Here is a 24178-nt window from a genome sequence, read left to right on the forward strand (position 1 = left end):
AAAAAGGTTCCCGAGGCTGAAAGAACCTTCCGCATGCGATTTTAGAAAGCTACTCCGGAGTGCAGCTAATCCCTGCCGTCACGCCGCGTTAAGGCATAATGAGAGACACGGATGTTTTCCGTGTAATTAGGGTGGTACCGCGAATTAAAGCCTTCGTCCCTTGCGCAAGCGCAAGAGATGGGGGCTTTTTATTGTGCCCGATCCCCGCGCTTGCCGCCCAAACCGGCTTTAGCTAAAAGAATTGAGGAGGAATAACGATGAAAAACATGAAAGCGGCAGACATCAGAAGATTGTATATCGAATTCTTTAAAGAAAAAGGCCACGATCAAGAACCAAGTGCGCCTTTAGTCCCGTTCGAAGATCCATCATTATTGTGGATCAACAGCGGTGTCGCAACGTTGAAAAAATATTTTGATGGGCGCGTGATTCCCGAAAATCCGAGAATCGTCAATGCGCAAAAATCGATCCGCACAAACGATATCGAAAACGTCGGTAAAACAGCGCGCCACCATACGTTCTTCGAAATGCTCGGGAATTTCTCGATCGGCGATTACTTCAAAAAAGAAGCGATCCACTGGGCTTGGGAATTTTTGACTGACGAAAGATGGATGGGCTTCGATGCTGAAAAGCTTTCTGTCACGATCCATCCGGAAGATGAAGAAGCATACGGCATTTGGCTGAATGAAGTCGGCGTGCCGGCTGAGCGCATTATTCGCCTGGAAGGAAACTTCTGGGATATCGGCGAAGGCCCAAGCGGACCGAACTCGGAAATCTTCTACGACCGCGGCGAAAAATACGGCAGCGACATGAATGATCCGGAATTGTATCCTGGCGGCGAAAACGACCGTTACCTGGAAGTGTGGAACTTGGTATTTTCTCAGTTCAACCACAATCCGGACCATACGTATACACCGCTTCCGAAACAGAACATTGATACCGGTATGGGACTTGAGCGCATGGCTTCTGTCGTTCAAGACGTTCCGACTAACTACGATACCGATCTATTCACGCCGATCATTGCGAAAACGGAAGAGATTTCCGGCAAGAAATACGGCGAAGACGAAGATGCAGATATGGCGTTCAAAGTCATCGCTGACCACGTCCGTACCGTTGCCTTTGCAATCGGAGACGGAGCGCTTCCATCAAACGAAGGACGCGGATATGTTCTGCGCCGCTTGCTGCGCCGAGCTGTCCGCTATGCGAAAAAACTGGGCATTGAACAACCGTTTATGTTTGAACTGGTGCCGGTAGTCGGAGACATCATGAACGATTTCTATCCGGAAGTGACGGATAAAAAAGATTTCATCATCCGCGTCATGAAATTGGAAGAAGAGCGTTTCCATGAAACCTTGCATGACGGCTTAGCGATTCTATCGACAGTCGTCAAGCAGCAAAAAGCATCCGGCCATTCGGAAATTCCTGGAGAAGATGCATTCCGTTTGTATGATACGTACGGATTCCCAGTTGAATTGACAGAGGAATATGCGGAAGAAGAAGGCATGACGATTGACCACGCTGGATTTGAAGCAGCGATGCAAGAACAGCGCGACCGTGCACGCAGTGCGCGCCAGAACGTCAACTCGATGCAGACGCAATCGGAAGTGCTGGGGAACATTAAAGAAGCGAGCGAATTTATCGGCTACACACAAACGGTAGCAGATGCAAAAATCCTCTACATCATTAAAGACGGCGAGTTGGCTGAAAGCGCACATGAAGGGGAAGAAGTGCAGGTTATTCTGGACCAGACGCCATTCTATGCTGAAAGCGGCGGTCAGATTGCTGACCACGGTAAATTGACGAACGACTTGGTGAAAGCTGTCGTGCTCGATGTGAAAAAAGCGCCGAATGGCCAAAACCTCCATTCGGTCAGAGTGGAAACCGGGGAATTGACAAAAGCATCGGTACACGCGCAAGTGGATGCAAGCGAACGCCGCCACACGGTCAAAAACCATACGGCAACGCATTTATTGCACCAAGCGCTTAAAGACACTTTAGGGACACATGTCAATCAGGCGGGTTCTTATGTCGGACCGGATCGACTCCGTTTTGACTTCTCTCATTTCGGGCAAGTAACGAGTGAGGAACTGGAGCAAATCGAACGAATCGTCAACGAGAAAGTCTGGGAAGGCATTTCCGTACAAACCGGCTACCATAACTTGCAAGAAGCAAAAGACATGGGGGCTATGGCCTTGTTCGGCGAGAAATACGGAGACGTGGTCCGGGTTGTTGAAATCGGCGGCTATTCGCTTGAGCTTTGCGGCGGTGTCCATGTAGCAAATACAGCTGAAATCGGCGTCTTCAAAATTGTTTCGGAAAGCGGCATCGGTGCGGGCATTCGCCGCATTGAAGCAGTAACGGGCAAAGGCGCTTATGAAAACTTGAAAGACAGCGAAAACTTGCTCACAGAAACTGCGGGCCTATTGAAATCTTCGACGAAAGACCTGATCCAAAAAGTCCAATCGTTCCAGCAGGAAATGAAAAACCTTCAGCGCGAAAACGAATCGTTGATGGCAAAAATTTCGAATGCCCAGTCTTCTGAAATTATGGCAGCTGCACGCCAAGTAAATGATATTACGGTGCTTTCTGCACGCGTTGAAGCAAAAGACAACAACCAATTGCGCCAAATGATGGACGATTTGAAGCAGAAATTTGAGAAAGCGGTTATTGTGCTGGGCGCTGCTGACGGTGAAAAAGTCATGTTGGTGGCAGGTGTGACAAAAGAATTGGCAGGCGGGAACTATCATGCCGGCCAAATCGTCAAACACGTAGCTGAACTTTGCGGAGGCAAGGGCGGCGGCCGTCCGGATATGGCGATGGCGGGTGCGAAAAATCCGGAAAAACTGGATGAAGCTTTGGAATCTGTCTACAACTTGCTCAAATAGGTTTAATAAATGGGAGATATCGTTTATAATGAGAGTCAGGCAGCGAGAACGTTTATCTCCTATCTAAATCCGAAAGCGAGGTGCTTGTCGTGAGTTCATTTGATCAAACTATGAAATTCAATCCGTCTGATGAATCGATGGAGCAGGAAGTGAAGCATGTGATGCTTCAGGTTCATGCTGCACTTGAAGAAAAAGGGTACAACCCAATCAATCAGATTGTCGGCTATTTATTATCAGGTGATCCGGCTTATATTCCTCGCCACCAGGATGCACGCAATATGATTCGCAAACTTGAACGGGATGAAATTCTGGAAGAGCTTGTGAAATTCTACATCAAAAAGAATAACGAGGAATAACATGAGAACAATGGGACTGGATGTCGGTTCGAAAACAATTGGCGTTGCCATCAGCGATGCGCTTGGGTGGACGGCCCAAGGCATCGAAACTGTCAAAATCAATGAAGCAATAGGTGAATTCGGCCTGGAGCGTTTAGGTGAATTGATCAAACAGTACGAAGTCAGCCAGATCGTTGTCGGTTATCCGAAAAACATGAACAATTCAATCGGTCCGCGCGCCGAAGCATCTGAGAAATTTGCAGCTCTGCTTGAAGAAGCGTATTCAATGCCGGTTGTGCTATGGGATGAACGGCTTACGACGATGGCGGCAGAAAAAATGCTGATTTCAGCAGACGTCAGCCGAAAGAACCGCAAGAAAGTGATCGACAAGATGGCGGCAGTCATGATTTTGCAAGGCTATCTTGATTTTAAAAAATGATGAGGTGACCCAAATGGAACACGGACAAGAGCATATTACGGTCGTAGATGAAAACGGCAACGAACAATTATTTGAGGTATTGTTTACATTTGAATCAGAGGATTTCGGAAAATCATACGTTTTGTATTTCCCGGTAGGCGCTGAGGAAGATGACGAAGGCGAAATTGAAATCCAGGCTTCTTCTTTCACTGAAAACGAAGATGCAGATGGAAAAATCGCTGGCGGCGAACTTCGCCCGGTTGAAACGGACGAAGAGTGGGACATGATCGAAGAAATGCTGAACACGTTCCTTGAAGAAGAGGAACAAGAAGAAGAATTTTAATCTAAATTGGAAAGGGACGGAATTGAAGGCTGATTCCGTCTTTTTCTTTTGGGACGATTTCTGTATACTGATAGAGAGATACTTCAAGACATGGAACTTCTTCATTCCTGCTGCGTTTCAATAGTGTGGAACCAATGAGAGTGGCCAGTGATTTTCTGCTTATCCGGGCAGAGTCTTGCTGGCCATTAAAATGGAATGAAGATAAAGCTAAGGGGGGAACCCATGGACAAGCCGTCAAAGAAACAGATCATGTTCGAACGGATGAGCGAAAAGAAGAAAGAAACGAAGGTAGTCCGGCGGATTGTGGCGATCATTGCCTTGGTCCTGCTGCTGATTGTCGGAGTCGCTGGATTCCTGGCCTATAATTTTGTCACGAGTGCATTAGAGCCGGTCAATCCGGATTCTGAAAAAGTGATTGAGATCGAAGTGCCGATCGGTTCGAATCTGGACAGCATTGCGGAATTGCTCGAAGAAAAAGGGCTGATTAAAAATGCCCGCATCTACAAATATTACGTGAAGTTCAACAATCATTCAGATTTCCAGGCGGGAACTTATGGTCTATTGCCGTCGATGACGCTGGATGAAATTACGGAAAGCTTGAAAACCGGCAAAGTCTACCGTGAACCGCTGTTTTCAATCACGGTCCCTGAAGGGCTGACGCTCGAAGAAATTGCAACGCGGGTTATTGAAGAAAAAACCGATTACACAGCTGAAGAATTCATGGCGCGTGTAACGGATGAAGCTTACATCGACCAGTTGATGAATGAGTACCCGACGCTCTTGACCGATGAAATCAAAGGCGAAAACGTCAAGTTTGCCCTGGAAGGCTATTTATTCCCGGCAACTTATCCGTTTTACGAAGAAGATCCGTCACTAGATTTGATCATTAAACAGATGTTGGATGCTACGAACTCAGTCGTATCCCAATATCAGGCTGTACTCGAAGAAATGGAAAAGACGCCGCATTGGCTGCTGACTTTCGCTTCGCTTCTTGAAGAGGAAGCGACAGCCCAGGCAGACCGTGAAACGATTGCCAGTGTCTTCTACAACCGCTTGAACGACGGTATGCCGCTGCAGACAGACCCGACCGTCATTTATGCAATGGGCGAACATAAAGAACGTTTGTTCAATAAAGACTATGAATTCGAAGATCCGTATAGCACCTATCAAAACAAAGGATTGCCGCCGGGGCCGATTGCCGGAGCCGGAGCTTCCTCAATCCAGGCTGTGTTGGATCCCGCTACGACGGAATACTATTATTTCTTAGCCGATTCCGAGGGAGTCAATCATTTTGCTAAGACATATGACGAACATTTGAAGAATCAGGCTGAATACATCGGCAACTGATGATGGGCAAGAAGGAAGCGACCTCGCATTCCTTCTTGTTTTATGTTATTATAGGTAGTAATTTTTGCTGCGGTAAAAAGGAGCTTTTAACGATGGAACAACAGAATTTATCCGCTGCTTTGGCATTGGTCAGAAAATATGCAGAAACGCATCACGTACCGATTATGGAAGAGTCCGGAATAGACGAATTGCTCGTTTTGCTAAAAGAGCAAAAGCCGCACCATATCTTGGAGATCGGTTCGGCAATCGGGTTTTCAGCCATTAAAATGGCTGCCGGAATGCCGGGATGCCACGTTGATACGATTGAACGGGATGATACCCGCTACGAGAAAGCGGTAGAATTTATTTCGCTTGCCGGGATGAGCGAGGCGATCCGCATTTTCCATGCCGATGCATTGGAAATGGATTTAGCGCAGTTGAAGCCTTCCTATGATGCGATTTTCATCGATGCGGCCAAAGGGCAATATGAAAAGTTTTTTGTGAAATACGAAAGCCTGTTGGCTGACAACGGCTTGATCTATTGTGATAATATGCATATGCACGGCATGGCCGATATGGAGATCTCGGAAATTCCAAGAAGAAAACGGACAATGATCCGGAATCTCAAAGCCTTCAAAGAACATATGCTGAATCATCCCTCTTACGAAGTGGAGTTGCTTCCAGTAGGAGACGGCATCATGATTTGCCGTAAAAAGCCATTCAAAAAATAATATAGTTTGCAAGGAGTATGGAAGAATGTCTAAAAACCGTCCAGTCGTAATTGGAATTGCAGGAGGATCCGGCTCAGGCAAGACGAGCGTAACGAATTCCATTTATGAAGTATTCAAAGAAAATTCAGTAGTGGTGATTGAGCAGGACTACTATTACAAAGACCAAAGCCATTTGGCATTTGAGGAACGGCTGGAAACGAACTATGATCATCCGCTGGCCTTCGATACGGATTTGCTGATCGACCATATCAATGAATTGATCGATAGAAAACCGATCGAAAAGCCTGTTTATAATTATGCCCTACATACCCGTGCTGAAGAAACGGTGGCGATTGAGCCGAAAGATGTCATCATTTTAGAAGGCATTCTCGTCCTTGAAGATCAGCGCCTTCGCGATTTGATGGACATTAAGCTATTTGTCGATACCGATGCCGATTTGCGGATCATCCGCCGTTTGCTGCGCGACATCAATGAGCGGGGACGGACGATCGATTCAGTCATCGAGCAATATTTGACCGTTGTACGTCCGATGCACAATCAATTTATCGAACCGACAAAGCGCTATGCAGATGTCATTATCCCTGAAGGCGGGCAGAACGAAGTCGCAATTGACTTGATGGTTACAAAAATTAAAACAATTCTTGAATAGATTGACAGTTTATAATATGATGATACGAGACTGACGGATAGCAACAATCCAAAGTCAGCAGTTGAAGGAGTGGGAACAATGGCTAACGAAAAACAATTTCCGATGACAGCTGCAGGAAAGCAGAAGTTGGAAGAAGAACTGGATTTCTTAAAAACCGTAAAACGCAAAGAAGTCGTTGAACGGATCAAAATAGCACGCAGTTTCGGGGATCTTTCCGAGAACTCTGAATACGATTCGGCTAAAGAAGACCAGGCATTTGTAGAAGGTCGAATTTCAACATTGGAATCGATGATCCGCAATGCGGTCATCATCAACGAAAATGAATTGAACAAAGATATCGTCCGTTTAGGAACAACGGTTACTTTTGTAGAAGTTCCGGATGGCGACGAAGAATCTTATACAATCGTTGGGTCAGCTGAAGCAGATCCATTGGAAGGGCGCATTTCCAATGACTCGCCGATTGCAAAAAGCATGATCGGCCGCACGATTGGAGAAAATGTTAAAGTTTTGACGCCAGGCGGCGAAATGGAAATTAAAATCGTTTCAATTACCTAATACTTTTAGCCATTCTTAGTAAGAATGGCTGTTTTTATTAAAAAATAATCGAAAATGAAACATTCTTTTCGTCAAATCGTCAAATTTGTTAGAGCGCATTATGCTAAAATAATGTGAAGAGGAGGCAATTGAATGTCAAATGAACAAAATCCGTATCCTTCTCGTTTGAAAAAGAAAAACCGGTCCAATTCTATTTTGAATATGATGATCGGTTTGGTATTTACATTAATCCTTATTACGGGAGCTTTTATATTCCTGGATAATGGAGAAGAAAATGCGGCGGAGCCTGAACAGGTGGAAATCGCATCAGATACTGAACAGCAAACGAGCGAAGAAGATACGAGTGCAGCAGAAAACGAAGCAACAACTGAAGAAACGACAGACACGGACACAGCAGTAGAAACAGAGGAATCGACCGAAGAGGCTGCCGAAGACACAGAAGCTGAAACTGCTGACGAGAACGCAGCAGCTGAAGAAGACAATGCTGACGAAGCAGAAGAAGGCAAAGTGACGGTTGGCGGAAAAATTACGCGTGAGGAATCAAATGATCCTATCGTGGAAGAAACCGTCATCAACACGAGCTGGGAGCCGGTCGGCACTTCCCAATCCGGCAACCATGTTTCGGTCTATGAAAAAGGTTCAGTAGATTGGAATGAAAAAATCCAGGCCATTTCTTATGCGACGGGTTTAGGCGAAGATAATATGTATATCATGATGGTGAAAAACGGCGGTGGGCCGCAAAAATCTATCGGTGTCGTCCAGTCGAAAGACCAATCCCAAAAATATCGCGTCCATCTTGAATGGGTTGACAGCGAAGGCTGGAAACCTGTTAAAATGGATGTATTAAAAACGCTTGATGGCGCCTATTAATAAGGCGTCTTTTTTTTCGAAATGATTTAAGGACGAAAGGATGATAATAAAATGAAAATTGGCGTAATTGGTGCGATGGAAGAAGAAGTGGAACTGCTGCGGAGCAGTTTGGAGAATACGGAGACAGAAACGATTGCAAATTGCGAGTTCACCTCCGGTACATATAAAGGCCAAGAAGTTGTCTTGCTGAAAAGCGGCATCGGGAAAGTGAACGCAGCCATGTCGACAACCCTTTTGCTTCATCACTTCAAACCGGATATCGTGATCAACACGGGATCCGCTGGCGGATTTGATGAAGAATTGGAAGTTGGCGCGATTGTCATTTCAGACGAAGTTCGCCACCATGATGTGGATGTGACGGTTTTTGGCTATGAAATGGGCCAGGTGCCGCAAATGCCGGCTGCTTTTACTTCCAATGAAGAATTGATTGAACTGGCCGTAAAAGCGGTAGAAGAGATCGGAGAGCACGCTCATGCAGTTGGCTTGATTGCTACAGGCGACTCATTCATGAACGATCCGGAACGCGTAGCGAAAGTGCGGGAGTTTTTCCCGGCAATGAAAGCCTCGGAAATGGAAGCAGCTGCCGTTGCGCAGGTGTGCTATCAATTTAATGTGGCTTTTGTCGTTATCCGTGCGCTATCCGACATCGCCGGCAAAGAATCGAATATTTCTTTTGATGAATTCCTTCCGGTAGCGGCAAAACATTCGACGCAAATCGTTCTTCATGTAATCGAGCGCTTGGCAGACCGAATTTAATTCATTCGTATGAGCAAAAGAAAAAAGCTGGAAGCGTTTTTTACAACGCTTCCAGCTTTTAAACTTTTCTTAAGGTAAATGTGCTGATCATCAAGATGGAGCAAATCATGAAAAGAAACATGAAAGCAACTGGCGGAAATACCGAAATTCCGAAAAAGGACAACGTGACAACTGTTCCGGCTGCCGTGATCGGCAAACCGACAAAATAGCCGTTCGATTCAGAGATGTTGAAGCGGGCGAGCCTGAAAGCGCCGCTGGCTATATAAATCACCGTGAACACCATGCCCGTTATGCCGAAAACGGTCAAAACCAATTCATAGATTAGAATTGCGGGTGCAACACCGAACGAGATGATGTCACTCATCGAATCGAGCTGTTTGCCAAGTTCCGATTCCTGATTGAACTTTCTTGCGACCATTCCATCAAAACGGTCTAGAAATGCGGCAATGAAAATAAAAAGTACGCTATAGCTATAGAAGCCGTTTAACGAGGCCATGATTGAGGCGCCGCCAAAAGTCATATTGCCGATAGTGAGCATATTTGCAGTTTGAGATCTCAGCTTTTTAATTGTGCTATCCATTCGTTCGATTATCAGCAATGGAAAACACTCCTTTTTTGTCTAGTCTACAGCAGATGTAATTTACAAATGCCTGCGATTTTATCGTGTACATTCTTTTCGGTGGAGTAGGCGGGGGATTATTCAGTATGGCATAATCCGGCATGCATGCCAACAGAACGGGCGAATTTAAGAAGATACTGTATATTTATAACCCGCTTATTCATTTCATTATACTGTGAAAGGCCAAAAAATGGTAGACTATTTTAAGCGATGGAGGTGCTCCTGTGAAGAAAAAACTTTATCAGCAATCAATTGAATTGACGAACGGCCCTTTAACTTCTGGCCTGGTCAAGAAATTTGCTGAATCACCGATAAGCCGAAAGTTTGTGCCTGGCTATATTAAAACTTACAAAATTGATACAAACGATATCGAAAATCCACTCACATCTTTTCCGACTTTGCATGATTTTTTCATTCGTACATTGAAGCCGGAGAGCCGGCCGATTGCTGATGCGGAGATTGTGTCGCCAGTGGATGCCCAAATCGAAATTGTAGGAGATTTGCATGAAGGCATTCAATTTCTTGTGAAAGGCCAGCGTTATTCTCTTGCAGATCTGCTAGGCAATAAAGCGTTAGCGGACCGGTACCGGGGAGGGAAATACATTGTTCTCTATCTTTCTCCTGCCGATTACCACCGAATACACAGTCCGGCGAATGGGAAAATCGTCAAGCAATATATCCTTGGAAAAAAATCGTATCCCGTTAATGGATGGGGGCTAAAGTTTGGCAAATCGCCTCTAAGTGGGAATTATCGTCTGATTTCTGAGCTTGAAACGGAATTCGGGCACATGTTGTCGGTGAAAGTCGGTGCCATGTTCGTAAATTCTATTCGTTTGACGAATCTGTCGGATCAATGGGCAAAGGGAGAGGAAGTTGCTTATTTCAGCTTCGGTTCGACTGTAGTGCTTTTCTTTGAAAAAGACAGCATTGAATTTTACGGGAATGTGAGCGCCGGAAAACGTATCTATATGGGAGAAGCACTCGCATATATGGTATAATCAATAGCATTAAGTTCGGAGAAACAGGAGTTGTTTGCAGTGTATCGATATTTTATACCGAGCCAATACGTGAGAAAAGTCTATGACATTTCGCCAGAGATGCTTTTGGAACAGAATGTAACAGGAATCATCACGGATTTGGACAATACTTTAGTTGAATGGGACCGGGCAGATGCGACGCCGATGCTGATTGAATGGCTGAAGGGCATGAAGGATGCCGGCATCCAAGTGGTCATTGTGTCCAATAATAATGAACTTCGCGTGAAGTCTTTTGCGGATCCGCTTGGCATCCCTTTTATTTTTCAGGCAAGAAAGCCGATGGGACGGGCTTTTCGTAAAGCTTTGGCCATTATGCATGTAAAGCGGGAAAATGTCGTGGTTATCGGAGACCAGATGCTGACGGATATTTTCGGCGGCAACTTGAACAAATTCCACACCATTCTTGTGCTGCCAGTCGCGCAGTCAGACGGTTTCTTTACGCGTTTTAACCGAATGGTGGAACGCCGCATCATGAAAAAACTAAAACAAAAAGGTCAACTTACTTGGGAGGAAGAAAATTGAACGAAATGCCAACATGCATCGGATGCGGAGCGCAAATCCAGACAGATCGCCCCGGCGAACTGGGATATGCTCCTGCATCGTCTTTAGATAAAGAAGAAATTATTTGCCAACGCTGCTTCCGTTTGAAAAATTACAACGAACTGCAGCCGGTTTCACTGACAGATGACGATTTCCTGAAAATCCTGAATGGACTAGGAGAACGCAAAGGGCTGATTGTGAAAATCGTTGATATCTTTGATTTTAACGGCAGCTGGCTGCCAGGCCTTCACCGGTTTGTCGGAAACAACGACATCCTGTTGATTGCCAATAAAGCAGATTTATTGCCGAAATCAGTCAAACAGCAAAAACTGGTCAACTGGATGAAGCAAGAAGCGAAGAAACTGGGCTTGAAGCCGATTGACATCTTAACGGTCAGTGCCCATAAAGGCACTGGAATAGATGAAGCGATGGCCATGATCGATAAATACCGCAAAGGGCAAGATGTCTATGTGGTCGGCTCTACGAATGTCGGGAAATCGACGTTCATCAACCGCATTATCAAACAGGCAACCGGGCAGTCTGATATTATCACCACTTCCCATTTCCCGGGAACGACACTTGATATTATTGAAATCCCGCTGGATGACAAACGTTCGCTATACGATACGCCGGGAATCATCAACCATCATCAGCTTGCGCATTATTTGAATCCGGCCGACTTGAAAATGATCATGCCGAAAAAAGAGCTGAAGCCGCGCGTTTTCCAATTAAATGCGGAACAAACGCTTTATATCGGCGGCCTTGCCCGCTTTGATTTTATTAAAGGGGACCGCTCTTCTTTCACTGTCCATGTCGCCAACGACCTTGGAATTCACCGGACAAAGCTGGAAAATGCAGATGCTTTATATGAACAGCACCTGGGCGGAATGCTAGCTCCGCCTTCTGCTGAATATAAGGAAGATTTCCCGGAGTTAGTGCGCCATGAATTCCGGGTAAAAGATAGTAAAACAGATATCGTATTTTCAGGCCTTGGATGGATTACTGTCCAGCATCCGAATGTAGTGATCGCTGCCTATGCACCTAAAGGCGTCGAAGTGATTTTGCGTCCATCGCTGATTTAGGAGGATTTTCATGAAGAAATGGTATGCCGTAATAGGAGATCCGATCGCCCATTCCCTATCGCCCTTTATGCATGATTTGTGGATGGTCGAACACGGGGTCGATGCCAGCTATATTCCGGTCCATGTAAAACCGGCGCGTTTGAAAGAATCGTTCGATGCTTTGAAAACGCTTGGTGTGGGCGGATTTAACATCACTTTGCCGCACAAGCAGGCCATCGTTCCTTTTCTGGATGAATTGGATGAAACGGCCATCATTATGGACGCTGTCAATACGGTGACGTTTGATGGCCAATCCTATAAAGGCTGGAATACGGACGGAGACGGGTTTGTCCGGTCGCTCATGACTGAGCAGATTGCGCTCCATGAAAAAGTGCTGATCATCGGAGCAGGCGGTGCAGCACGGGGCATTGCTTTTGCATTGAAACGCGCTAACTTTCATGACGTCTCGATCGCTAACCGAACCTATCAACGGGCAGAAGAATTGGCAGCAGCTACAGGAAGCGAAGCCATCACGATGCAGGATGCTGAAAAGTCTTTAGGGGATTTCCGCATTATTATCCAGACGACTTCGGTCGGGCTCGCGGAAGGCGAAGCCTTGCCGCTTTCGCTGGACCAGATTCAGCCGGATTCACTGGTGGCGGATATTATCTATACGCCGCTTGAAACTCCGTTTCTAAAAGCGGCAAAAGAAAAAGGATGCAGGATTTTGAACGGCGTCGGCATGTTTGTCTATCAAGGCGCCATTGCCTTTGAAAAATGGACGGGCATTCGTCCGGATACTGAAAAAATGATCCACATCATCACGGATAAACTAGGAGGAAATTATGTTAACAGGTAAACAAAAACGCTTTTTGAGAAGCGAAGCCCATCATTTAGATCCGATTTTCCAAGTCGGCAAAGGGGGCGTCAGCGGAACGATGCTGCGCCAGATCGAGGAAGCTTTGGAAGCCAGAGAATTGATTAAAGTCAGTATTCTTCAAAACAACGAAGATGACAAACACGACGTAGCGAACCAGCTGGCTGAAGGTACGTATGCGGAATTGGTTCAATTGATCGGCCATACCGTCGTGCTTTACAAACCGTCGGTCAATAAAAAACGGATCGAGCTGCCGGTGAGCAAATGAAAAGAGTCGGGATACTAGGCGGAACTTTCAATCCACCTCATCTCGGCCATCTGATCATGGCCAATGAAGCATTCCACGCCGTCGGTTTGGACGAAGTGCGCTTTATGCCGAATTTTATCGCCCCTCATAAAGAAGTCAGCGGTGCAGGTGCAAAGGAACGTTTGGCAATGACGGCGCTCGCAGTAGAAGACACGCCGTATTTCTGCGTCGAAGATTTTGAAATCAGGCAAGGCGGAGTCTCCTATAGCTTTGATACGATATCAAAACTGCGCGAAAAGGAACCCGACAGCGAATTTTATTTCATCATTGGCGGGGATATGGTGGAAGGCTTGAATACTTGGCACCGCATAGATGAACTGGCAGCGATGATCCGGTTTATCGGGATTAAACGGCCAGGCTATTCCCATATAAGCCCGTTTCCGGTGCAAATGATCGACTCGCCAGAAATCCATCTATCGTCAACGATGATTCGCAACCGCGCTTCTGCAGGAGGCACGATTCGCTTTCTGGTTCCGGAAAAAGTGGAAGCTTATATTCGAAAGGAGCGGTTATATGGATCGGAGCACCATGCTTCAGAGAGTGAAGAAATGCGTTCCTGAAAACCGGTTTAATCATATACTCGGGGTGATGAAGACTGCAATGGCTTTAGCCCAAAAATTCAACGTCTCGGAAGAAAAAGCGCAGATTGCGGCGATTTTGCATGATGTTGCTAAATTTTCCGACCGGGAATGGATGAAATCCATCATTGAAAAGCAGCAGATGGATCCTTTGCTTCTCGAATACCATTCTGAATTGTGGCACGCTCCAGTCGGCGCCTATGTTGCTGCCTATGAATTCGGCGTTACCGATGAAGACATCTTGAACGCGATCCGCTACCATACGACGGGGCGCCCGGGAATGTCGGATTTAGAAAAAGTGATTTATATTGCCGATCTTGTGGAACCGAACCGCAAATTTTCAGGAGTTGAAGAATTGCGACAATTAAAAGATCAAGGATTGGATGTTATGATGGAAGCCAGCGTCAAGCATACGATTGACTTTTTAAAATCAAAAAATCAGCCGGTTTATCCGGATTCACTGAAGTGTTATGAATACTTCGTGCAACAGAAAGGGAAAGTGAAGAATGACTAAACACACATTACTACAAATGGCATACGATGCCGCAGAGGATAAAAAAGCCGAGGATATCGTGGTTTTGAATATGGAAGGCATCTCGCTTCTTGCTGATTACTTTATCATTTGCAGCGGGAACTCTGACCGCCAAGTCCAAGCGATCGCCCGTGAATTAATTGAGCAGTCAAACAAAGCGGGAAATGAAGTGAAGAGCGTTGAAGGATTTGATGCTGCGCGTTGGATCTTGATCGATCTTGGAGATGTGGTGGCCCATGTTTTCCATAAAGATGAACGGTCATACTACAACTTGGAGCGCTTGTGGAGAGAAGCTCCACAAATGGAAATATGAGATACGGAAAATTTGCATCAGTTTACGATGAACTGATGGAAGATATTCCTTATGAACGATATGTGGAATGGGTTGCTGCCCATGTGAAATCCGGCACTTTGCTGGATTTGGCGTGTGGGACAGGAACCCTTTCGCAGCTTTTTGCTGAAATGGGCTATCAAGTGACAGCGAGCGACTTGTCAGAAGAAATGTTGGCTATTGCAAGCCAGCGTTTCCAGGATGCCCAGCTCCAAATTCCGCTGCTCCAATTATCGATGGACCATCTGGAAGGATTAGCTGGCTTTGATGCCGTTACAATCGCCATTGATTCATTGAATTACTTGGAAACCGAACAACAAGTCCAGGAAACGTTCAAAGAAGTGCATGGTGCCCTGAATGCGGGCGGACATTTTTTCTTTGATGTCCATTCTCTCTATAAAGTGGATCATATTTATATGGACAGCCCGTTTGTTTATGACGGAGAAGATATTTCATATATTTGGCATACAGCTGAAGGCGATTTTGACCACAGCGTAATCCATGACTTGACCTTCTTTATCCGCAATGGGGAATTTTTCGAGCGGTTTGAAGAAACGCACGAACAGCGGACGTTTCCGGTTGAGCAGTATAGCGCTTGGCTCGAAGATGCAGGTTTCGAAGTAATGGAAACCGCAGCCGATTTTACAAATGAAAAACCTGATGATGACAGCGAACGCATTTTTTTCCACGCAGTCAAAAAATAAAATTTGCCATCCGCAATCCTTGCGGATGGTTTTTTTATTCGGTTCCCGCCGACTGAAAATAAATTCGACACGGACAGAAAGTTGATATATAATTCAGACAGCTTCCGTCTGATTGCCGATTGTGGAAATGAGGGAAACCGACTGAACTTTTCACAGTTGAAAGACAACATCGGCTGGCTGCTGATCCCGGCCATTGCCTTAATAGCCGCAGCCGTCTATTTTTTAGCTCCCCAAGATGATCCAGAAGCGACGCTGGAACTGATCCAGCCCGAGCTCCCACAGCAAACTGAAACCCCCATCGAAAGCAATCCCATACCTGAAGTGATCATGGTCGATATTAAAGGCCAAGTTGCCAATCCAGGCGTTTATGAACTGCAGACAGGAGCGCGTGCAAAAGACGCGATTCAGGCAGCTGGCGGATTTTTAGAAACGGCTGAAACGTTGTCCATCAATTTAGCGATGGTGGTACAAGATGAAATGGTTCTCTACGTTCCGGAAATTGGAGAGGAAGGAGCTGTTCCGGCCATTCAGGCCGGAGAGCCTGCCGCAGCCGACGGCAGTCCGCTCGTTAATTTGAATACAGCAACGGCTGAGGAATTGATGACATTGACGGGCATTGGTCCCTCGAAAGCTGAAGCGATTCTTTCCTACCGGACAGAAAACGGAAATTTTCAAAGCATCGAAGACTTAACGAAAGTCTCAGGCATTGGCGACAAAACTTTTGAAAAACTGAAAGAGGCCATTACGGTGAATTAACCGGCTATGAGCCTAAAGGACGGTTGACGAAATTTTCGCCTCTGCTACACTTATTTTAACTAACCAGCAGGAGGCAATCAGATGAAGCGAATAACTTGGGATCAATTTTTCATGGCGCAAAGCCATTTACTAGCATTAAGAAGCACATGTACAAGGCTATCTGTTGGAGCGACGATAGTCCGAGACCGCCGGATTATGGCAGGCGGCTACAACGGCTCGATTTCAGGCGGCGACCATTGCATCGACAAAGGCTGCTATGTGGTGGATGGCCATTGCGTACGGACCATCCATGCCGAAATGAATGCACTTTTGCAATGCGCCAAATACGGCATCAATGTCGGCGGTGCGGATATGTATGTCAGCCATTTCCCTTGCCTCCAATGCACGAAGTCGATCATTCAAGCCGGCATAGCGAGGCTGTATTATGCAGCGGATTACAAAAACCATGAATATGCAATCGAATTGCTTGAACAAGCCGGCGTTGAAGTGGTGCAAGTGCCATTCGATGAACGCAAAATTGATTTCTTAAGCGTAGAGAAGACAGCTTTGTACATGGAATTGCTCGAAAAATTGCGGGAAAAAGGCGGCAGCGATGAAGAATTGGCCCATTACAATGAACGGGTGAAACAATTATTCGGAGAAGTGGAAGAAGTAGAAGAAGCCGAAGTATAAGTCCGAATTTCTTCATTTATTTCGCGGCGGCTACGATGGCCGCGACTTATGCAGCGCATGAATCACCGAGGATGCTTGGTTTCATGGCGCTGCTTTTTTTGTGGATGGCCTGGAAACGGGAACCTCTTTTATTCATGGCATTGATCGGGGTGGCGGCCTGCTCGTTTTTTGCGCTGCAGGAGATCCGGCAACAAGAAGAAGCGCAATCCGGTTCGGAATTTACCGGCGAATTGCTGTTTTTAGCCAATTATACAATCGATGGAGACGGGCTCCGCGGATTTGCCAAGCTCGATGGCAAGGAACTGGTTTATGCCAAATACCGGTTTGAATCCGCTGAAGAAAAAGCGCTTTATGAAAATTCGCTTTTTAAATCGACCTTACAGGTAAGTGGTGCTTTCGAAGAGCCCTCTGAGCCGTCCCATCGTTTTGCTTTTGATATGAAAAAATATTTGAAGCATAACGGCGCGAAAGGTTTGCTGAAAATAGAAGCCATTCATGCGATCGCTGAAAACCGCACCTTCAACAGCTGGATGTCGAGCAGGCGCGAATCTTTAAAAACACACATCCGCGAAAGTTTTCCAGCAGGTATATCTGTTGAGGCGGAAGCGCTATTAATCGGCGAGCAAGACCGTATGAGCCCCGAAGACCGGCAATTATTTCAAACGCTTGGCATTACGCATTTATTTGCCATTTCCGGACTTCACGTGGCGATTATCGCAGGCATCGCCTATTTTCTATTGATCCGGCTCCATTTTCGAAAAGAATCGGTCGTTCTGTGGATGCTGGCCATTTTGCCGCTCTATGCACTGCTTGCCGGGGGAGCGCCGTCCATCTGGCGTTCCGTCTGTATGGTATGCATTGTCCTAGCAGGAAGCCTCTTCAAATTGAAGTGGCCGATTTCGCATGTGTTAACCGCAAGTTTCATCTTTTTCGTGTTATGGAATCCGGCCCTATTGTATAATATCGGGTTTCAATTATCTTATGGCGCTACGTTTGCCATCATCTATTCCAGCCGGTTTTTATCCTTGTCGGCTTCGGCAATTAAAAATGGACTGATCATCACCGCGGTTTCCCAATTGAGTTTGTATCCATTGCTGCTGCATCATTTCTATGAAATTTCCCTTTCGTCTTTTTTAGTCAACAGTTTATTTGTGCCACTCTATACCGCAGTTATTTTGCCGGTAAATTTAGTTCTCTTAGGCATGACTTTCCTTTGGCCGGCCGGCGCAGACTTTCTTTTTCCCATTTATGAGCCGGTGCGGCGCCTTATTGCTGAACTGATGGAATGGCTCGCTCGAATTCCGCATCAAATGTGGAACCCGGGAAAGCCGGAACCGCTTATGGCCGTTCTGCTGATGGCAAGCGTATTGATTTTTTACGTGCTGGCTGAAAAGGGCTTTCGCCTATGGCAGTTGCTCGTTTTGATCGTTCCGGCGATTTTGTTTACATTGATGCCTTATGCCGACAGCAATCTAAAAATCACGTTTTTGGATGTAGGGCAGGGTGACAGTGCGGTAATTGAATTGCCATACCGAAAAGGGGTCTATGTGATCGATGCCGGCGGGCTATTGCGTTTTGATCAGGAAACTTTTCAGGAGCGGGAGAAGCCTTATGAAATCGGCCGTCAAATTGTTGTCCCTTATTTGAAAGGGAAAGGGATTTCTGCTGTTGATATTTTGGTGCTTTCTCATGCAGATGCGGACCACGCAGAAGGTGCAGACGAATTATTTAAGCTCCTGTCCATCGAACAGCTTCATTTAACGCCGGGTTCAGCCGAAACGGATCTGATGCAGGCACTTGCGCCGTATGCTCAAGAAGCTTCTGTTGCTTTTCCATATGCTGGCTCTTCCTGGCGTTTGGGGAACATCAATTTTACGTACTTGTCGCCTCCGGACAGCCTTTATGAAGGCAATAACGACTCGTTGGTGCTGCTATTGGAATCAGAGGAAATGCGGATCCTTTTTACCGGCGATCTGGAAGCGGACGGGGAGAGGGAGCTGCTTGAGAAGTACGGAGAGAAAATCGCGGATCTGACGCTGCTCAAAGTCGGGCATCATGGTAGCAAAACGTCCAGCAGCGAACCTTTCCTGGAAATGGTGAACCCGGCCCTGTCGATTTTTTCTACGGGCAAAGACAATCGCTATGGCCATCCGGCAGATGAAGTGGTGCAGCGTTTTGAGGATCTTGGGTTGAAAACGATTAATACAGCAGAGCGGGGGACGCTTGAATTTTCCTGGGATCAGGGAGAAATGAGATTGGAAGCCATACGCCCAATAAAAAAAGGTTCCGGCCCATAAAGGCGGAACCTTTTTTCTATTTAGCGAGCTACAAATTGCACTACTGCCGCAATAATGAAGATAGCTGCAAAAAATACGAATGATACAACAAATCCCATTCCTGCGTCGATCGCGTCATTGCGCTTCGACTGTACGTTCTGTTCAAATTCATTCATTGCTATCCCTCCTAATTCCCTCTTATTATAAGCGATGGGTGTGGAAAAATCTAGATTGAAGCGGATTAATCTAAAGGAATTTAGCGGCAGACACAAAAATGTCAAAATACCAAAACGGCTGAAAATCCGATATAGTAGAGGGAGGAGGTGCGGTTTATGATCACTTCAGTATGGAAAGCGATACGCAGTGGGCAAATCGATCCTGTATACATCATTACAGGGACGGAAAGTTATTTCATCGAAAAAACTTTGGATCTGTTGAAAACGAAATTGACGGACGGAGAACCGGAGTTCATTCACTTTGACCTGGACGAAGTGCCTGTCGATTATGTAATAGAAGAAGCGGATACGATTCCATTTTTCAGTGACCGAAAATTGATCATCGCGAAAAACGCTTCTTTCCTGAAAGCGGCTGAACGCGGAAAGGAAAAGATCGACCACAATTTAAAAGCGCTGGAAGCATGGCTCGAAAATCCGCCGTCCAGTTCCGTGACGGTTTTTGTGGCGCCTTACGAGAAACTGGATGAACGCAAAAAAATTACGAAGCTCATGAAGCAGCGGGCAATCATGGTGGAAGCGAAATCGCTGCTAGCGAATGATTTGGAAACATGGCTGGTGCATGAAGCGAAAAATTACGGCAAGGCGCTGGACAAGCAATCAGCCCAGAAACTAGTGGAGATGGCCGGGACCAATTTGACGCTCTTGTCGTCGGAGCTTGAGAAGATGTCGCTTTATCTCGGGGCGGATGAAGAAGAGATTACGATCGAGTTGATCGAGCAGATGACGGCACGGACACTTGAACAGGATGCGATCAAAATGCTGCAGTCCTATTTGGACGGAGATGTCAGCGGGGCGCTCAGCGTCTACTACGATTTGATCCGGCAAAAGGAAGAGCCGGTCGCTTTGACGGCGCTGCTCGCTTCTCAGATCCGTTTCATGGTGCATGTGTTTTATTTGCAGAAAAAAGGCTATCACGCACAGGCGATTTCCAAGCAATTGAAGGCGCACCCGTACCGCGTCAAATTGTTGGTGGAAAAGCGCCAGCAAATTTCAGAACAGCGTTTGCTGGAAGTGCTGGACGATTTGGCGGACATCGATCTGCAGTTGAAAACGCAAAGCGGAAACCGCGAACGGATCCTGGAGTTCTTTTTGATGAAACGGAAATCGAAAGCGGCAGCTGCACGCTGAAAAAAGAAGAAAGGCCGACTCCCATAAGGGAATCGGCCTTTTGCTGTTACGCTTGTTTTTTCATCAAGCGAGATTTTCTACGAGCTGCTGTGTTTTTGTGGATAAGACCTTTAGAAGCTGCTTTTTCCACTTGTTTGATCGCTGCTTTTACAGAATCGCCAGCGTTTTCATCTTTGTTAAGAAGAGCTGTATCAGCTTTTTTAACCGCAGAACGCATTGTTGATCTCACGTGTGAGTTCTGAGCATTTTTCGTTTCATTCGTGCGAACACGTTTGATTGCAGATTTAATGTTTGGCATGTATTTCACCTCCTAGACAAATAGGAACAGAGATGGAATCATCTCATGTATCTTTTATGTCTCTATACAACATGAGTTATTTTATCAAATCGGGAAAAGGAATGCAATAGATATGTGCAAAGAAGTTTGCCTTGACACCAAAATCATTTCAACAGTCTTACATTGCTGAATACCGGCTGTACTGCTATAATTCATAGTAGTTTATATGGGAGTGAAGAGAATGAATCATGAGGAAAGATTATCCCGGCAAAGCAAAATCCGTAACTTCTCCATTATCGCGCACATCGATCATGGGAAATCTACGCTTGCTGACCGCATACTAGAAAAGACAGAAGCATTAAGCTCACGTGAGATGAAAGCGCAATTGCTGGATTCCATGGACCTGGAACGCGAACGCGGAATTACGATTAAGCTAAACGCCGTCCAGCTGAACTACAAAGCAAAAGACGGAGAAACGTATATCATGCACTTGATTGACACTCCTGGGCACGTCGATTTCACATATGAAGTTTCCCGCAGCCTTGCTGCTTGTGAAGGCGCAGTGCTGGTTGTCGACGCAGCACAAGGGATTGAAGCCCAAACATTGGCAAACGTCTATTTAGCGCTGGACAACGACTTGGAAATCTTGCCGGTCATCAACAAAATTGATTTGCCTGCAGCAGATCCGGAACGTGTCCGCCAAGAAGTGGAAGATGTCATCGGGCTGGACGCCTCAGAAGCGGTTCTGGCTTCAGCGAAAGCGGGCATCGGTATTGAAGAAATCCTTGAACAGATCGTTGAAAAAGTTCCGGCGCCTTCAGGCGACCCAAGTGCACCTTTGAAAGCTTTGATTTTTGACAGCGTCTACGATCCGTACCGCGGCATCGTCTCATATATCCGGATTGTAGAAGGAACAGTGAAACCGGGAGACCGCATCCGAATGATGGCATCCGGCAAAGAATTTGAAGTCATCGAAGCAGGGGTCTTCACTCCACGCGCAACGCTCCGCGAAGAATTGACGGTCGGCGATGTCGGCTTCCTGACAGCTGCCATTAAAAATGTCGGCGATGCAACGGTCGGGGATACGATTACGCTTGCAAACAACCCGGCAAAAGAAGCATTGCCAGGCTACCGCCGCTTGAACCCGATGGTATACTGCGGTTTATATCCGATCGATACGTCGAAATACAATGACCTTCGCGATGCACTTGAAAAACTGGAATTGAATGATGCGGCGCTGCAATTTGAGCCTGAATCGTCCCAAGCGCTTGGCTTCGGCTACCGCTGCGGATTCCTGGGATTGCTCCATATGGAAATCATTCAAGAGCGCATCGAGCGCGAGTTCAATATCGATTTGATTACAACAGCCCCAAGTGTTGTCTACCATGTCCATATGACGGATGACGAAGTATTGAATATCGACAACCCGGCGATGATGCCGGATCCGCAGAAGATCCGCGTCGTAGAAGAGCCGTACGTAAAAGCAACAGTCATGGTGCCGAATGATTTCGTCGGAGCCGTTATGGAAATCTGCCAGAAAAAACGCGGCAACTTCCTGACGATGGATTATGTAGACAACTCGCGTGTCAGCATCGTCTATGAATTGCCGTTAGCCGAAATCGTTTATGATTTCTTCGACCAATTGAAATCAGGCACAAAAGGCTACGCTTCGTTTGACTATGAATTGATCGGCTATAAAGAGTCGAAGCTTGTAAAAATGGACATCTTATTGAATAGTGAACAAGTGGATGCATTAAGCTTTATTGTGCACCGCGATTTCGCTTATGAGCGCGGAAAAGTCATCGTCGACAAATTGAAGACGTTGATCCCCCGCCAGCAATTCGAAGTGCCGATCCAAGCTGCCATCGGCCAAAAAATTGTTGCCCGCCAAACGATTTCAGCGATGCGCAAAAACGTTCTGGCAAAATGCTACGGCGGGGACATTTCCCGTAAGCGCAAGCTTTTGGACAAACAAAAAGAAGGCAAGAAGCGCATGAAGCAAGTGGGCTCTGTCGAAGTGCCGCAAGAAGCATTCATGGCCATCCTGAAAATGGACGACCAATCAAAATAAACAAAAGGAGGAGGCCGATTTTGCGCCTCCTTTTCCTATTAGAAAGAAGGAATACTATGGTCAAGGGATTGTACATCCATATCCCCTTTTGCCACCAGATCTGCCATTACTGTGATTTCAATAAAGTCTTTTTCAAAGACCAGCCAGTGGATGCCTACATCGATTCTCTCGGAAAAGAGCTGGCGCTTTGGAAACTGGAAGGAGCACTCGACCAACCGCTGGAAACCATTTTTCTTGGCGGCGGCACTCCGACATCGCTCGACCCAGACCAATTAGAAAAACTACTAGGCTATATCCATGAATACGTGCCGATGGCAGAGAACCTCGAATGGACATCGGAAGCGAATCCGGATGAATTGACGAAAGAGAAGATGGAAGTGCTGTTTGCAGGAGGCGTTAACCGCTTGAGCATGGGCGTCCAGACGTTCGACGCCGATCTATTGCAGCGCCTTGGACGCACCCACAGCAATCAGGACGTCCATCGTGCGGTAAAAGAAGCGCGCGAAGTCGGCTTTACGAACATCAGCTTCGATTTGATGTACGGGCTGCCGGGGCAAACCATGGCGCAATGGGAAGATACGCTGAAACAGGCATTTGCATTTGATTTGCCGCATTTCTCTGCCTACTCTTTGATCATTGAACCGAAGACGGTTTTTTATAACTTGATGACAAAAGGCAAACTCAATACCGTGACCGAGGATCTGGAAGCGGATATGTATGAAAGGCTGATGGCCGAAATGGAGCAGCGCGGCTTGAAGCAATACGAAATTTCGAATTTTGGGCGGCCAGGATTCCAATCCCGGCATAATCTCATCTATTGGGACAATGAAGAATACATCGGCGCCGGCGCCGGTGCGCATGGCTACGTAAGAGGCATTCGCTATTCTAATGTAGGGCCCTTAAAAAAATACATGGGGCCGCTTGATGAAGGGAACCGTCCTTTGCTCAGCACGCATGAGGTGCCTATGAATGAGCAAATGGAAGAAGAAATGTTCCTTGGCCTCCGGAAGACGGCAGGCGTATCGCTTGCGCATTTCCAGGAAAAGTTCGGCCGTTCGCTTGAGGAAGTGTATGGCGAAATTATCGCCGCGGAGATCGGCAAAAAGAATTTGGCCATTGAAGAAGGCCGGATCAAATTAACGAAGCATGGCCGCTTTGTCGGCAATGAAGTTTTTGAGAAGTTCCTGCTTGCATAATTTTGCGTGGCAGAAATGAACTGCTTCAGCCGGCGAAAATCAGTTTTAAAAAATTTGTCTTTCATTGACAAAAACAAAAGCGCATTCGTTGACAAGGCTATGAGAATTTGATAAT

The 24178-nt window shown here is 46.3% G+C and carries 28 protein-coding genes and 1 other annotated feature (1 of these 29 running past the window's edge); of the genes, 25 read left to right on the plus strand and 3 right to left on the minus strand.

All coding sequences use genetic code 11. The features are described from left to right. Positions 1–164: a binding site (T-box leader), on the plus strand (it extends 43 nt beyond the left edge of the window). 93 nt (positions 165–257) lie between these two features. The 10 genes from alaS to mtnN all read left to right on the plus strand — a co-directional run bounded on the left by alaS (position 258) and on the right by mtnN (position 8865). Beyond that, positions 258–2882 carry an alanine--tRNA ligase gene (gene alaS, locus MTR82_RS09145; RefSeq protein ID WP_246808788.1) on the plus strand — a complete coding sequence of 875 codons (2625 nt, stop codon included), beginning with the start codon at positions 258–260 and terminating at the stop codon, positions 2880–2882. Positions 2883–2971: 89 nt separating this feature from the next. Further along, positions 2972–3238 carry an IreB family regulatory phosphoprotein gene (locus MTR82_RS09150; protein ID WP_052651832.1) on the plus strand — a complete coding sequence of 89 codons (267 nt, stop codon included), beginning with the start codon at positions 2972–2974 and terminating at the stop codon, positions 3236–3238. A gap of 1 nt (position 3239) precedes the next feature. Beyond that, entirely contained in the window at positions 3240–3656 is a 417-nt protein-coding gene (ruvX, locus tag MTR82_RS09155) for a Holliday junction resolvase RuvX (RefSeq protein WP_246808789.1), read from the plus strand. Between the two features lie 13 nt (positions 3657–3669). Further along, positions 3670–3978 (plus strand): DUF1292 domain-containing protein, encoded by a 309-nt coding sequence (locus MTR82_RS09160; protein ID WP_052651830.1) that lies wholly within the window; start codon positions 3670–3672, stop codon positions 3976–3978. Between the two features lie 222 nt (positions 3979–4200). Beyond that, complete coding sequence (gene mltG / locus MTR82_RS09165) at positions 4201–5325, plus strand: endolytic transglycosylase MltG (RefSeq protein ID WP_246808790.1); 1125 nt, start codon at positions 4201–4203, stop codon at positions 5323–5325. A gap of 92 nt (positions 5326–5417) precedes the next feature. Beyond that, the gene (locus MTR82_RS09170) at positions 5418–6035 is read left to right on the plus strand and encodes an O-methyltransferase (protein ID WP_246808791.1); all 618 of its coding nucleotides are present in this window, start codon (positions 5418–5420) and stop codon (positions 6033–6035) included. 25 nt (positions 6036–6060) lie between these two features. After that, positions 6061–6684, plus strand: coding sequence for a uridine kinase (udk, locus tag MTR82_RS09175; protein WP_052651827.1), 624 nt, complete (start codon positions 6061–6063; stop codon positions 6682–6684). Positions 6685–6762: 78 nt separating this feature from the next. After that, complete coding sequence (gene greA, locus MTR82_RS09180) at positions 6763–7239, plus strand: transcription elongation factor GreA (protein ID WP_235199022.1); 477 nt, start codon at positions 6763–6765, stop codon at positions 7237–7239. A 132-nt stretch (positions 7240–7371) separates the two neighbouring features. Next, on the plus strand, positions 7372–8109 hold the full coding sequence (locus MTR82_RS09185) for a YrrS family protein (RefSeq protein ID WP_246808792.1): 738 nt from the start codon (positions 7372–7374) through the stop codon (positions 8107–8109). A gap of 51 nt (positions 8110–8160) precedes the next feature. Continuing rightward, positions 8161–8865: a 5'-methylthioadenosine/S-adenosylhomocysteine nucleosidase gene (gene mtnN, locus MTR82_RS09190; protein WP_052651824.1), complete on the plus strand. Its 705-nt coding sequence runs from the start codon at positions 8161–8163 to the stop codon at positions 8863–8865. Positions 8866–8923: 58 nt separating this feature from the next. Here the strand turns inward: mtnN and pssA are convergent, their stop codons facing one another. Then, the gene (gene pssA, locus MTR82_RS09195; protein ID WP_246808793.1) at positions 8924–9463 is read right to left on the minus strand and encodes a CDP-diacylglycerol--serine O-phosphatidyltransferase; all 540 of its coding nucleotides are present in this window, start codon (positions 9461–9463) and stop codon (positions 8924–8926) included. Between the two features lie 245 nt (positions 9464–9708). Between pssA and MTR82_RS09200 the strand changes: the two genes are divergently transcribed. The 12 genes from MTR82_RS09200 (at position 9709) to MTR82_RS09255 (ending at position 19176) form a co-directional block, all read left to right on the plus strand. Beyond that, positions 9709–10482 (plus strand): phosphatidylserine decarboxylase, encoded by a 774-nt coding sequence (locus MTR82_RS09200; RefSeq protein ID WP_246808794.1) that lies wholly within the window; start codon positions 9709–9711, stop codon positions 10480–10482. 30 nt (positions 10483–10512) lie between these two features. Further along, the gene (locus MTR82_RS09205; protein ID WP_267882913.1) at positions 10513–11043 is read left to right on the plus strand and encodes a YqeG family HAD IIIA-type phosphatase; all 531 of its coding nucleotides are present in this window, start codon (positions 10513–10515) and stop codon (positions 11041–11043) included. Then, positions 11040–12143: a ribosome biogenesis GTPase YqeH gene (gene yqeH / locus MTR82_RS09210; RefSeq protein ID WP_246808795.1), complete on the plus strand. Its 1104-nt coding sequence runs from the start codon at positions 11040–11042 to the stop codon at positions 12141–12143. The genes MTR82_RS09205 and yqeH overlap by 4 nt, the downstream gene beginning before the upstream one ends. Positions 12144–12153: 10 nt before the next feature. Further along, positions 12154–12981, plus strand: coding sequence for a shikimate dehydrogenase (gene aroE, locus MTR82_RS09215; protein WP_246808796.1), 828 nt, complete (start codon positions 12154–12156; stop codon positions 12979–12981). Continuing rightward, a complete protein-coding gene (gene yhbY / locus MTR82_RS09220; RefSeq protein WP_052651818.1) occupies positions 12968–13267 on the plus strand; it encodes a ribosome assembly RNA-binding protein YhbY in 300 nt (99 codons plus the stop codon). The genes aroE and yhbY overlap by 14 nt, the downstream gene beginning before the upstream one ends. Then, positions 13264–13866 (plus strand): nicotinate-nucleotide adenylyltransferase, encoded by a 603-nt coding sequence (locus MTR82_RS09225; protein ID WP_246808797.1) that lies wholly within the window; start codon positions 13264–13266, stop codon positions 13864–13866. The genes yhbY and MTR82_RS09225 overlap by 4 nt, the downstream gene beginning before the upstream one ends. Further along, complete coding sequence (yqeK, locus tag MTR82_RS09230; protein WP_246808798.1) at positions 13820–14398, plus strand: bis(5'-nucleosyl)-tetraphosphatase (symmetrical) YqeK; 579 nt, start codon at positions 13820–13822, stop codon at positions 14396–14398. The genes MTR82_RS09225 and yqeK overlap by 47 nt, the downstream gene beginning before the upstream one ends. Next, entirely contained in the window at positions 14391–14729 is a 339-nt protein-coding gene (gene rsfS, locus MTR82_RS09235; protein ID WP_052651815.1) for a ribosome silencing factor, read from the plus strand. The genes yqeK and rsfS overlap by 8 nt, the downstream gene beginning before the upstream one ends. Beyond that, complete coding sequence (locus MTR82_RS09240; RefSeq protein ID WP_246808799.1) at positions 14726–15451, plus strand: class I SAM-dependent DNA methyltransferase; 726 nt, start codon at positions 14726–14728, stop codon at positions 15449–15451. The genes rsfS and MTR82_RS09240 overlap by 4 nt, the downstream gene beginning before the upstream one ends. A 156-nt stretch (positions 15452–15607) precedes the next feature. Next, complete coding sequence (locus MTR82_RS09245; RefSeq protein ID WP_246808800.1) at positions 15608–16207, plus strand: helix-hairpin-helix domain-containing protein; 600 nt, start codon at positions 15608–15610, stop codon at positions 16205–16207. A gap of 81 nt (positions 16208–16288) precedes the next feature. Further along, a complete protein-coding gene (locus MTR82_RS09250) occupies positions 16289–16879 on the plus strand; it encodes a ComE operon protein 2 (RefSeq protein WP_052651813.1) in 591 nt (196 codons plus the stop codon). 83 nt (positions 16880–16962) lie between these two features. Further along, the gene (locus tag MTR82_RS09255; RefSeq protein WP_246808801.1) at positions 16963–19176 is read left to right on the plus strand and encodes a DNA internalization-related competence protein ComEC/Rec2; all 2214 of its coding nucleotides are present in this window, start codon (positions 16963–16965) and stop codon (positions 19174–19176) included. A 20-nt stretch (positions 19177–19196) separates the two neighbouring features. Here the strand turns inward: MTR82_RS09255 and MTR82_RS09260 are convergent, their stop codons facing one another. Continuing rightward, positions 19197–19331 carry a YqzM family protein gene (locus MTR82_RS09260; RefSeq protein WP_036806444.1) on the minus strand — a complete coding sequence of 45 codons (135 nt, stop codon included), beginning with the start codon at positions 19329–19331 and terminating at the stop codon, positions 19197–19199. Between the two features lie 156 nt (positions 19332–19487). Here MTR82_RS09260 and holA point away from each other — a divergent pair, with 156 nt between their 5' ends. Beyond that, positions 19488–20519 carry a DNA polymerase III subunit delta gene (gene holA, locus MTR82_RS09265; RefSeq protein WP_246808802.1) on the plus strand — a complete coding sequence of 344 codons (1032 nt, stop codon included), beginning with the start codon at positions 19488–19490 and terminating at the stop codon, positions 20517–20519. Between the two features lie 46 nt (positions 20520–20565). On the opposite strand, the gene rpsT is transcribed toward holA, so the two are convergent. Continuing rightward, positions 20566–20817 carry a 30S ribosomal protein S20 gene (rpsT, locus tag MTR82_RS09270; RefSeq protein WP_052651810.1) on the minus strand — a complete coding sequence of 84 codons (252 nt, stop codon included), beginning with the start codon at positions 20815–20817 and terminating at the stop codon, positions 20566–20568. Positions 20818–21037: 220 nt separating this feature from the next. Between rpsT and lepA the strand changes: the two genes are divergently transcribed. Both lepA and hemW read left to right on the plus strand, forming a co-directional pair. Next, positions 21038–22867 (plus strand): translation elongation factor 4, encoded by a 1830-nt coding sequence (lepA, locus tag MTR82_RS09275; RefSeq protein ID WP_246808803.1) that lies wholly within the window; start codon positions 21038–21040, stop codon positions 22865–22867. A 56-nt stretch (positions 22868–22923) separates the two neighbouring features. Next, positions 22924–24063, plus strand: a complete 1140-nt coding sequence (gene hemW / locus MTR82_RS09280) for a radical SAM family heme chaperone HemW (RefSeq protein ID WP_246808804.1) — start codon at positions 22924–22926, stop codon at positions 24061–24063. The last annotated feature ends 115 nt before the right edge of the window (positions 24064–24178 follow it).

Origin of the sequence: Planococcus ruber (genome assembly GCF_022819085.1) — a bacterium.
GTDB classification, from domain to species: domain Bacteria; phylum Bacillota; class Bacilli; order Bacillales_A; family Planococcaceae; genus Planococcus; species Planococcus ruber.